Consider the following 10,940-nt stretch of genomic DNA (forward strand, 5'->3'; position numbering starts at 1 on the left):
GCAAGTCTTGCCAGTTACAACCATTTTTCAGTTGATAAAAGATGCCATCCAAGATTTCGCGCTTGCTCCAGTTAGAAGGTCTTGTTTGCTTCTTCGGCGGTAGGATCTTAGGTAGTAAAGGTTCTATTATTTTCCACTCTTCGTCGGTGAGGCTGCTCTGGTACGGCATGGCATCTGCATTATGTTTTTGCCTTAACGTTACTTCCTTCCAGGGAAAGATGTCAAATGGGTTCTATATGTCCCTTACCATGTCTTATCATCTGGTTTACCCCAACGATCGTTAGTTCGGAATCAATTATGCTCTTGCTGCGGCGATGCCTGAAATCTTTTGATATTCTTCCACTGCTTGACGGCAAGCTTTAGCACACTTCTGGCAGTGTGGGTTATCGTGCTTCTCGCACTCGCTAGCACAGGCTTCGCAGATATCTATACAGGCACGAACGATATTTGGAATAAAACGAGAATTGCAGTTCATAACTGCGATCGCCCAACATATCTGAGCGCAATCACCGCAAAGGCGGGCGCATTCTGGCATAGAACCCAAACACTCATCGGCGCAGTGTTCGCATTCATAAGCACAATGAATTGCAGCGTCAATACTGGTTTGATATTGTTGATGAGGCATAAAACTCTCCTAGGCAAATACTTACTTGTTCGAGAATATACAAATTGCTCATCGCTTATATCTCTGTCCCGTGAGGCAATAACAATCTCTATCGCTTGATAGACAAGCATTTCATTCTGATTTCATTTTTTTTAGTAGACATCGCCATGCACATAAGCTGCTATACTCTAATTTTTCTCGGTAATTTTTTGAACGGGCGTTGCTGAAACTGTGATGATTTTCAGGCATTTGTATACGAAAGAATTAGAGCTTTAAGTTCTATATCTGTCAGATTTCATTATGGAATCAGCAACGCCTCTGAACGTAAAGAATATAAATATACGCACAGCGCAGAGATGCAAGTTTGCACCATATACGCTGTTATTATTTATGGACTCACCACTGCCTATGCCAAATTTCTGCTCAAAGCAAACTTATTTAGCAGCGTCGGGAATTGCTGATGGATAGATCGATTGAACGACAAGTACGGGTCTAGTACTGTATTCTGCTTCCAATTTTTTTTGCAAATCTAAATCCCAAGTTAAGTCATAATCTCTTTCAAGGTCAGCAACAACAAAGGGGCGAAGCACACCTGTAACGGCAACAGTCTCATTTTCTTTAACTGCGTTGTTGACTGGTCTATTGGCTGTTCCGGTAGTTGTTCTAGGATTGGCTACTAACACCAGTAAATCGCTAGCACCAAATAGTTGATCTTCATCTAGGGTAAATGAAGTTGGACTGAGGACTTCTTCAATTTCACCAGTTACAGCTAGAGTTCTGTTGTAATACTGACTGGGATTTGAAGTAATTTCCCCTGGTTTAGGCGCGGGTGCAACAGATTGAGCAATAATTGCTGGTTTACCTTCGTACTCTACATAGAGGTTTGGCTCCAAATCTAGAAAATCGTAGTCTCTATTGACATCCGCTATTACAAATCTGCGTACCTCACCTGTCACTTGAACTTCTGTATCGTCAGTAGGGAGAACTAAGGGCTGTCCTGAAGCGTTTACAACCAGGATTGTTTCATTGCCAAAAAATTCCTCGTCGCTAACTGTGAAGGTGCTATTACCAACTTTGGCGACGGGTTCGCTTCTTATAGTTACCGTCTTACCGATTAGTTGAGCAGTATTATCGGTAACTTCCTCTGTTGTCACGTTGCCTGTCGGGGATGCAGGTGTATTAGCGGCGGGTCTATTTGCTTCTAACTGGTTGGTGCAACCTGGAAGAATGACTGCTGCTAGTGCTAGTGCGATCACACCTTTGGTATTCCAAACTTTATTCAACATTGAGAAAATCTCCTTACACCCTATGGTGTTAATATAATATCTTGATTTCTGCGCTACTACTGTGCCAGTAGATAATTAGCGGATTTAGAGACGTGAATTTCTACGTCTCTGGTTGATTCAACTAATTTAGTTCAAGAAAACTTGACCATCTTTTTGAATTCTGAGAACGCCCTGGTTGCTATCGAGGGGGCTGGCATCTTCACTCAAGCCCACCTCTAATACTCCATCTTTAGATGCAGACAGGGGCAAGGCTTCTACAAAACCGTCATCTTGCCGCACAAATGTCACCGTTACAGGTACAGGTAAGTTTCGCAATACCGTTTCTTGCCCACCTGGTAAAACTCGACGTTGAGTATATCCAACTGCTTCATAAGTTACAAGCGCATTAGTGTTGTTTTTTAATCTCACACTAACTGTGCCATTCATGGGCATTACTGTAGCAACTGCTTGGCTGCGATTCTCTGGTAATGGTGGTTTTACGGGTAGAGTTGTTGGTGTGCCAGGAGGATTAGTTGTCGCTGGCAGATTTCCCCTAACACATACTCCAGGCTGACTAGGTGTAGTTGGGGCATCTGCTGGAACAATGGCATTGGGTGTCCGATTTGCTCCCGGCAGACCTGGGCTTCTTTGTCCAGCAACGGTATCACTTGGCTGTTGGTTCACCGTCAAGGGATCGGTTGTGCCTCTCAGCCTTTGAGTGACTGCGTTCGGTGGACAGCCTTCTGGTACTAAGTTTCTATTGTTGAAAGGTTCTTCGTAGTAAATTTTGGGGCAAGGGTTGAGAACTTGGGCAGGCTGTGCTACTGCTACCAAAGGAATAGTTGGCAAACCAAGTAACAAACCACCAAAGACACTGTTCAATACTCTAGCTTTGTTTGGTTTTGACCGATTGGATCTTTTCATAATTATTTCCTCAACTTGTGGGACTTTTTCAATTCAATATTTGCTTCTAAGCCGATCTGAAGTTAATTTCTATACTTAGTTTTTCTAGAAATTCGTGCTTTTTCTAGTTTATTTCGGTATTCAAAAAAAACTACTCATATACCAACTTGATATCTTGACCAAGGATGAAAAAATTTTAGTATAAGAATTGTCTTTATCCTCTGGATCGCGCGGCTTTAAAATTAAGAAATTATTGATGTTTCAACTAGAAGATGTGGATTTAGAGCAAGTTATTTGACCCTATGTTATGAATTTTCATGGTTTAGGTTTAGAGCGAACATAGCTTAAAACTTAAAGTCAAATAGTGGAAAACTCGTGGAGAGTTCTAGTTATTACTAAAACCCTTTACCTCAGACATACTTGAAATACCTGGCAGCCTCAGCCTTAAGTAGGATCTTCTGCCAAAAGTACAATCTCCCCTAGTTTTCCACGATCGCTGCCTAAAATTTAGAACTAGCTATGATGCAGACTTGTTTAAATAGCGATCGCGCTCCTTAGACATCTACTAATTAATTTAATAGCGGGCAAAAGCTAGCTATTGGATATCGCAGTGTTGCAAGGAACTCAAGATGAAACGAAGGCAACTAAGTAGGAAGATAAAACACTTTATTAACCAGCCTGCGTTCTATATGGCGGTATTAATAGTCGGTAGTAGCAGTGGATGCGTCGATACGCGACAAAGAGCTACTATTGCGCCCCAACAACCTGTGCCCCAAACGGCTGCGCCGAACAATCTCAACTTTATTGCTAATGTCGTCCAAGACGTAGGGCAAGCAGTAGTAAGACTTGACGCTACTAGGACTGTAGATGTACCGTCAAGCTTTGGTAATCCAATAATTGAGCGTTTTCGTTTTTTTAGTCAAGAATTCCTCCCGCCCCAGCAACGAGTTCAACGCGGTGTTGGCTCTGGATTTATTGTTAGTAATGATGGAATGAGGGAGTTTTGGTTGTGGATGTAGCGCGTAACTCTCCAGCAGCAAGGGCTGGTTTACGTCCAGGTGACATTATTACTCAAATTAAAGAAGCACAAATTCAAAACGCCGAGCAAGTACAAGACCAAGTAGAGTCAACGCCTTTAGGCAATACCATCCCTATCCAATTACAGAGGAACGGTTTAACTCAAACTCTTACAATCAAGCCAGAACAATTACCCCCTGCTACATCTAATTGAAGTAGTAAAAATCACCTCATTTCTCCTTTAACAATCATGAATACATCAAATAAATTAAATTCCTATTTACCTGCTCCAACTAAACAAAAATTCGCTGCTACTTTTCGCATAGTCAGCCGATTTAGTTTTTGGATACAGTTAGCGCTGGGAGGCTTTTCGGGAATAGTTTTGTTGTTGGCTATTTTTAGTCGCAACTCTACTACTACACAAACAGATAATCCCGCAGTTGGATTGGGCATCTTTTTAGGAACAGTAGGAATTTTAATACTGGCTGTGAGAATTTATTTCGCTTTTCGTTATAGACGTTTAGCTCGACGCTTGCAATCACCAGATATAGAAATTCAACCGAGACGAGAAGACGTAGTTCGAGTATTACAAATTGGGTTGATTATTAGTGCTGTAGGACTACTATTAGCGTTTTTAGCATCTGAAATAACCGCGATCGCACTACTCGCACGCTCTTTAGCAATCCCCCAAGGGGTAGCAGTTTATAGACCGGAAAATGTGATTCGTTCGCTAGATATTTTTGTAGTATTAGCAAATGTGAACTTGATTGGCGCTCATCTGGTAGGAGGTGCTACTTCGCTTGGCTTAATTGAATGGTTAGATTGAGATGACGCACTCCCCAAATTCTTCAGATAACGAACCGCATTCTAGTTCGCATCATCGTTTACGACTTCTACTGCTAAGTCGCCCTGTTATTGCTCTAGGATTAACTTTGTTAGTAGGAATTATCGGCGGTGCTTGGTGGGGTTGGCACTTTGTCCACAATCAATTGGCTCCGTTGATTGAAAGAAATCTTAGGCGATCGCTAAAGCGTCCAATACAGTTGGGAGAAGTAGAATCTGTTTCTTTCAATAGTATTGAGTTTGACTCATTATCAATACCTGCAACCCCTACAGATCGCGATCGCCTTGTTGCTCAATCTGTAGAAGTAAATTTTGACTTTTGGCAACTGTTACTAAATCAGACCTTAGAGCTAGAAGCGACGTTAGTCCAGCCCAATGTTTACATCCAACAGGAAAAAGATGGTACTTGGGTAGAAACTGATATTGCTACTACTGAGGGTTCGGGTGCGATCGCAATTCAACTGGAGGCTATTCGAGTTCGTAATGCTGATATAGTATTGGTTCCTACTCCAGAACCAGGTAATTCTAGAGTTCCAGTTACCTTTGATGAAGTTAGCGGCGTAGCTAGATTTTTAGAGAACAATCAACGGATTACCTTTCAATTGGCGGCTCAATCTGGTCAAAAAAGCAATCTGAAAATAGAGGGAGAATTTCGTCCTCAAAGTCAGCAAACCAACTTATCAATCCAAGCTGAGAACTTGTTAGCGACGGAAATTGATCGCTTAATCAAATTACCTCTAAATATCCAGAGGGGTCGAGTAGATGGTGATCTAAAGGTGCAATTGCGACCAAATCAACCAGTATCGTTGCAGGGAACGGCTCAACTGGAGAATGTCACGGCTAAAATTGCTCAAGTTCCCCAACAATTCACAAATACCCAGGGGATGTTAACTTTTCAAGGGCAACAAATAGCCTTAGAAAATGTAAGTACGCGCTATGGTAGCTTGCCTACCCAGATTAACGGTACTATCAATACTCAGAAAGGATACAATCTTACTGGTTTTGTGCGATCGGCTACTGTCGGAAACTTGTTCAACACATTTAATATTAAACCTCCAGTCAAAATTGCTGGAGCAGTGCAAGCTAATTTGCAAGTAACCGGGGCTATTTCCCAACCAATTGTGTCAGGGACTGTTAGTACCATCAAGCCTACACAAATTGATCGCGTAACTTTTAAGAAAATAACCACTGACTTTAGGCTTGCAAATACCCTAACATTTACTAATATTCAAGCTTTCCCAGTTGCTGGCGGTCAGATTACTGGAAATGGTCGCATCAATCTTACTGCTCAAAGAGGCTTAGATTTCGATCTGTCAGCCAAAAATGTACCAGCAGATGCGATCGCCCAACTTTATAATGCTTCGCTTCCCATCACTATTGGTGATGTATCAGCAAAGGCTGAAATTACAGGTTCAACGGGTGATCTCCAGACAGTGATAGAGGTGCAAGCACCGGAAGCTACCTACCCTGGGACGGCAGAAGTTGTCGTTACCAATGGCGGAAACATCTTATTACGAGATGCTGCATTCAAGGTAGCGGGTGGTACAGTTCAGGCAAGCGGAGAGATTACCGACGGTCAGTTTCAAGCAGTGGTTGATGCTTCTGGGGTAGCTCTTAACCAGTTTTCTGAAGGGTTGGAAGGACAACTTAGCACCAATTTACGCCTATCGGGAACTTCTTTTGAGCTTGCAGACATCCAAGTCGAAGGACAAGCAAGCCTTGATGTAGCCGGAGGAACAGTTAGCCTAAATAACATCGACCTTGATGATGGTTCTTGGCAAGCGGCTGCCAATATTTCTCAATTACAACTCAATCAGTTATCGGAGGACTTGCGGGGACAACTTAGGGGTAATTTGCGTTTAGCAGGAAATACGGATTCTTTTGAGCTATCTGACATTCAAGCCCAAGGACAGGTGCGTTTTTCCCAAGGATTAGCATTTATCGAGCAACCCCTGACTGCACAAATACGATGGAATGGCGAACAGATTGTAGTTCAACAAGCAACCGCCCCCGGTTTGAGCGCCCAAGGAACTATCCCCATTCGCTTAGAAGGAGCAGCACCTCAAATCGCTGGACTGAATCTAAATGTACAGGCGCAGGATCTCAACCTCCAAAATCTCCCCTTTGAGCTTCCTGGTAACGTCACGCTGGCAGGTCAAACGGATTTTACAGGGCAAATTACCGGAACGCCGCAAGCCCCAAATGTGGTAGGCGATATTCGACTCCAGAACTTGAGGGTAAATAATCTAGCCTTTGACCCAGTTTTAACAGGAAACTTAGAATTTCAGCCAGGACAAGGAACGCAATTAGAGGTAACGGGGACACAAGACCGGATTGCAGTAAATCTTGATGGGAATAATCGCCCGGTTTCCTTTACTGTCCGCCAAGATGAAGCCGTAGCAACAGGTAGAACTGAGGGCGAGAACCTACTTGTCAATGTCCAAGACTTTCCTGTAGCTATCCTCCAAAATCTTATCCCTGGCGCTACTGCTGATTTGGGGCAAGTTGCCGGAGAATTATCGGGGAACGTAGAGATTAATTTAGCCGATTCTACAGCAGTAGGAGATATAGAAGTCGCTCAACCTCGATTTGGTAGAATTACAGCCGATAAATTTCAAGGGCGCTTTAGTTTTGCCGATGGAATTATCAGCTTGACAGAGGGAGCCTTGCAGCTAGGTGACAGTCGTATAGCCCTAAGTGGCAACTTATCCACCGTCAGCGAAAGCCAGTTTCAAATTAGCTTTGACCGAGCCAAAATTGAGAATGTCTTACAAGCGCTGGCGGTCTACGATTTGCAAGACTTTTCTGGAGGATTGCAACCACCAGTTTTTGCTGACGCTGAGGTGGTTCGTCCTGTCCCTGTTGGCTTACCTAAAGCCTCTTTATTAACGCAACTGCGGCGGTTTTCAGAAATTGAAGTTTTATTAGAGCAACAGAGGATGCCGAGTGACGAGGCATCACCACTACCAGAACTTGCTCAATTAGACGGGACGATTAGTGGAGAAATTGTTGTAGCTGGCTCTTTGCAGTCTGGGTTAGATGTCAATTTCATTCTTTTAGGTCAAGATTGGGAATGGGGCGAGTATGCTATTGACGAAGCTATTGCTAGAGGTACTTATGAAAATGGCGTTTTGACACTGCTACCGCTCAGAATTGATTTGGGTGACGGGCTTCTGGCATTTACAGGACAGTTGGGAGAAGAATTATCGGGACAACTGCAAGTAGAAAGCGTACCTGTAGCAACCATAGAACCTTTCTTGCCAGAATTACCTGTAGAAGTTGCTGGCGAACTAAATGCTCAAGTAACCCTAGCAGGTAGTTTAGATAATCCCAGGGCAGTAGGAGAGGTAAGGCTAGTAGAAGGTACTTTGAACGAGCAGGCGGTGCAAGCAGCCCAACTGAGTCTTAACTATAACAATGCTCGTTTAAATTTTGACAGCACCGTGTTAGTCAGTGGGACAGAACCGATTGAAGTTATAGGTAGCGTACCTGTGGGGCTTCCCTTTACCTCAGTCCAGCCCGATAGCAATCAAATCAGCTTAAATGTTGATGTTCAAGATGAAGGTTTGGCACTGCTAAACTTGTTTACCGATCGCGTAACTTGGGTAGAAGGTCAGGGAGAATTAGAGATAACCGTACAAGGCACGTTGGATCGACCAGTGGTCACGGGAATCGCTACCGTTGATAATGCTACCTTGCAATCTCAGGCTTTACCAGAACCACTGACCGATGTTACAGGGATAGTCAGGTTTGAGGGCGATCGCGCGATCGTGGAAAATCTTCAAGCACAATACAATCAAGGACAGTTGACGGCGGCAGGAATTCTGCCAATTTTTGCAAGTCATACTAAGTTGCGCTCCGACATAGCAGCAGGGTTCCTGGGGTATAGCCACTTTTCCTGAATTAAGGATGATTTTTTAGAACGCAACTTGGTATCAGCAAGCCGTAACCAATCCTCTCACAGTGTCTCTAGACAACTTAAACTTGAATCTTAGAGGACTATATCGAGGAGGTGTCAGTGGCAATGTTGTAGTTACGGGAACAGCGCTAGATCCGGCAATCGGCGGCGCAATTCGGTTAATGGATGGTCAAGTATCGCTTGGAGAATCCCCTACTGTTACTTCTGCACCAGTCCAGCCAGGAGTGCAGGATGGAACTGAAAGCGGTGAAACTTTAGAATTTACAAGTCTACAGTTGATTTTGGGCGAAGATGTGCGTGTCACCCGTCAGCCTTTAGTTAGCTTTGAAGCCGAAGGCGACATCACGCTTACTGGCACTTTAGCTAATCCCCGCCCCCAAGGAGTCATTCGTTTGGTGGGAGGACAAGTGAATTTATTTACTACTCAGTTCACCCTAGATCGTGGCTACGAACAAACCGCTATATTTACTCCTAGTGGAGGACTCAACCCCATTTTAGATATCCGGCTAGTTGCTAGGGTTCCAGAAGTCACTCGCAGCCCAATTCTCAGTTCGCCTTTGTCTGGTGAGATTGCTGACGTGCCAATAACAAGTTTTGGGAGTTTTGAGACGGTTCGCATTCAAGCAAGAGTTACAGGCCCAGCCGATGAATTAACCGAAAATTTAGAATTGACTAGCGATCCTAGCCGTAGTGAGTCAGAAATTGTTGCCTTAATTGGCGGTAGCTTTGTAAATACTCTGGGTCAAGCAGATAGTACATTAGGGCTGCTCAACTTAGCTGGTTCTGCTTTGTTTACAAACCTCCAAGGTAACTTTAATCAGATAGGTGAAGCTATTGGACTAAGTGAAGTGCGCGTGTTTCCTACTATTGTCACCGATCCAGCATCAGAAGCTACGGTACTTAGTTTAGCGGTGGAGGGAGTATTTGATGTCACGGATAACTTTTCTGTTTCTGCCTCCGGGGTAGTTGCTGCCGACCAACCCTTCCGATTCAATCTACTTTACCGTTTGAATGATGATTTATTAGTGCGAGGTTCAACTAATTTTTCTGGTGAGAGTAGAGCCTTAGTTGAGTATGAAACACGGTTTTAATGTTACTGACAACCACTAATTTTCTAGTTGTGCCAAATCTAGCGATCGCACCAAACTCAATTTTATAGGCTCTCTACTAATAGTTTGGGCATAAGTTGCGGTTAAATAGGGTCGGTATAGGGACGCTCCAGTGAGATAGGTTTTGAAGAAAGCTACATTCAAAGTATTAATATAGCGACGCGCGATCGCTGGATCTGGACCAATAACTCGAGCCGGGATAGGTATGGGGTCTGTTTCTGGATTGCTAAAGCCCAGGGTAGAAAAGTGAGTTCCACCCTCAAGTAAAACAAGATATTTTTCTGGGTTATTCAACCAAGTAAAAGGCAAAATTTGTTCTGCTAAAGCCGGAGCAATTCTATCGGCGCTACTGCTGACGATCATTACTGGAATTTTAATGTTACTCAACCCAGCTTTGCCAAAGACACTGCTAGTAATTGGGTTAATAGCGATCGCTGCGTCAATTCTAGGATCGCGTAAATTATAGTCAGCCTGAGGCAATTCCAAGGCTCGACACTGGAGTAGTAGCGATACATCTAAAGAATTTTCCAGATTGCTACAATCTGCTTGCAATTGCTCAAAGTTAAGGTCAGCACCTGCTAGCGCCAGGACTGTGTAGCCCCCAAAAGACTGACCGATCGCTCCTACTTGTTGTAAATTCAACTGTAAGTTGGGGTTCGCAGCATCTAGGCGTTCTAGTTCATCTAGTAAATATTTTATATCTAGAGGACGATTAATAAATTCGTTGGGTTCGGTTACGCGATTGGATCTGCCAGCTAAAAGTAATCGTAATTGTTCGTCATTGCTACCTGGATGTTCGGGAACCGCTACAGCAAAGCCGTAGGAAGCCAGTTGTTGCGCTAGATATGCAAAGGTTTCTCGCTCTGAGCCTAAACCGTGAGAGATGACAATTACTGGCGCTACTGCATCGATTTGAGAAAGATAGAGATCGGCTTGGTAGCGACGTTCTCGTCGGCGATCGTATAGTGTGAGCGTTTGCTTGTTCCAAGTAAATCTTCCCCGCCGTCGTAAGTCTGGAAGTTGGGATAAATTAACATTTGACTTGGCAGTAGTTGATGATTGTTGCTTGACAAGTGCGATCGCTTGATTTGTGCGCTCAACAAGAGTTTCTAGCTCTTCAGCAATGTCTACGCTCCGCGCCAAATCAATCCTGATACTAAGTTGTGGTCAGAGGTAGTAGAGTATTAAATAGAGAGAACTTTGGCAAAGATAAATGTACAGGAGTCAAGTAACGCAAGCCTGTCCTCATCTAGACCTAGAGACAGTCAAGCAGAAAGTAA

At 43.7% G+C, this 10,940-nt stretch carries 10 protein-coding genes; 5 read left to right on the plus strand and 5 right to left on the minus strand.

Translation table 11 applies throughout. The annotated features are described in order from the left end of the window. From AC2VE5_RS21750 to AC2VE5_RS21765, 4 genes are all read right to left on the minus strand, one after another. The coding region (locus AC2VE5_RS21750) for a transposase (RefSeq protein WP_486887409.1) at positions 1 to 169 on the minus strand (169 nt) is incomplete at its 3' end. 126 nt (positions 170 to 295) lie between these two features. Next, positions 296 to 625, minus strand: a complete 330-nt coding sequence (locus tag AC2VE5_RS21755; protein ID WP_486889774.1) for a four-helix bundle copper-binding protein — start codon at positions 623 to 625, stop codon at positions 296 to 298. A 413-nt stretch (positions 626 to 1,038) separates the two neighbouring features. Next, entirely contained in the window at positions 1,039 to 1,890 is an 852-nt protein-coding gene (locus AC2VE5_RS21760; RefSeq protein ID WP_486889775.1) for a hypothetical protein, read from the minus strand. A gap of 126 nt (positions 1,891 to 2,016) precedes the next feature. Beyond that, positions 2,017 to 2,793, minus strand: coding sequence for a hypothetical protein (locus AC2VE5_RS21765; protein WP_486889776.1), 777 nt, complete (start codon positions 2,791 to 2,793; stop codon positions 2,017 to 2,019). A 608-nt stretch (positions 2,794 to 3,401) separates the two neighbouring features. On the opposite strand from AC2VE5_RS21765, the gene AC2VE5_RS21770 reads away from it, so the two are divergent. The 5 genes from AC2VE5_RS21770 (at position 3,402) to AC2VE5_RS21790 (ending at position 9,642) form a co-directional block, all read left to right on the plus strand. Beyond that, entirely contained in the window at positions 3,402 to 3,791 is a 390-nt protein-coding gene (locus AC2VE5_RS21770; RefSeq protein WP_486889777.1) for a hypothetical protein, read from the plus strand. Further along, complete coding sequence (locus tag AC2VE5_RS21775; protein ID WP_486889778.1) at positions 3,782 to 4,003, plus strand: PDZ domain-containing protein; 222 nt, start codon at positions 3,782 to 3,784, stop codon at positions 4,001 to 4,003. Before AC2VE5_RS21770 ends, AC2VE5_RS21775 begins: the two co-directional genes overlap by 10 nt. A 36-nt stretch (positions 4,004 to 4,039) precedes the next feature. Beyond that, positions 4,040 to 4,615, plus strand: coding sequence for a DUF3611 family protein (locus tag AC2VE5_RS21780; RefSeq protein ID WP_486889779.1), 576 nt, complete (start codon positions 4,040 to 4,042; stop codon positions 4,613 to 4,615). 1 nt (position 4,616) lies between these two features. Further along, positions 4,617 to 8,534, plus strand: coding sequence for a translocation/assembly module TamB domain-containing protein (locus AC2VE5_RS21785; protein ID WP_486889780.1), 3,918 nt, complete (start codon positions 4,617 to 4,619; stop codon positions 8,532 to 8,534). A gap of 61 nt (positions 8,535 to 8,595) precedes the next feature. Further along, entirely contained in the window at positions 8,596 to 9,642 is a 1,047-nt protein-coding gene (locus AC2VE5_RS21790) for a translocation/assembly module TamB domain-containing protein (protein WP_486889781.1), read from the plus strand. 15 nt (positions 9,643 to 9,657) lie between these two features. Here AC2VE5_RS21790 and AC2VE5_RS21795 read toward each other — a convergent pair whose 3' ends face one another. Beyond that, on the minus strand, positions 9,658 to 10,803 hold the full coding sequence (locus tag AC2VE5_RS21795) for an alpha/beta hydrolase family protein (RefSeq protein WP_486889782.1): 1,146 nt from the start codon (positions 10,801 to 10,803) through the stop codon (positions 9,658 to 9,660). Positions 10,804 to 10,940 lie beyond the last annotated feature (137 nt).

This window comes from Aliterella sp. E5.1 (assembly GCF_057473825.1).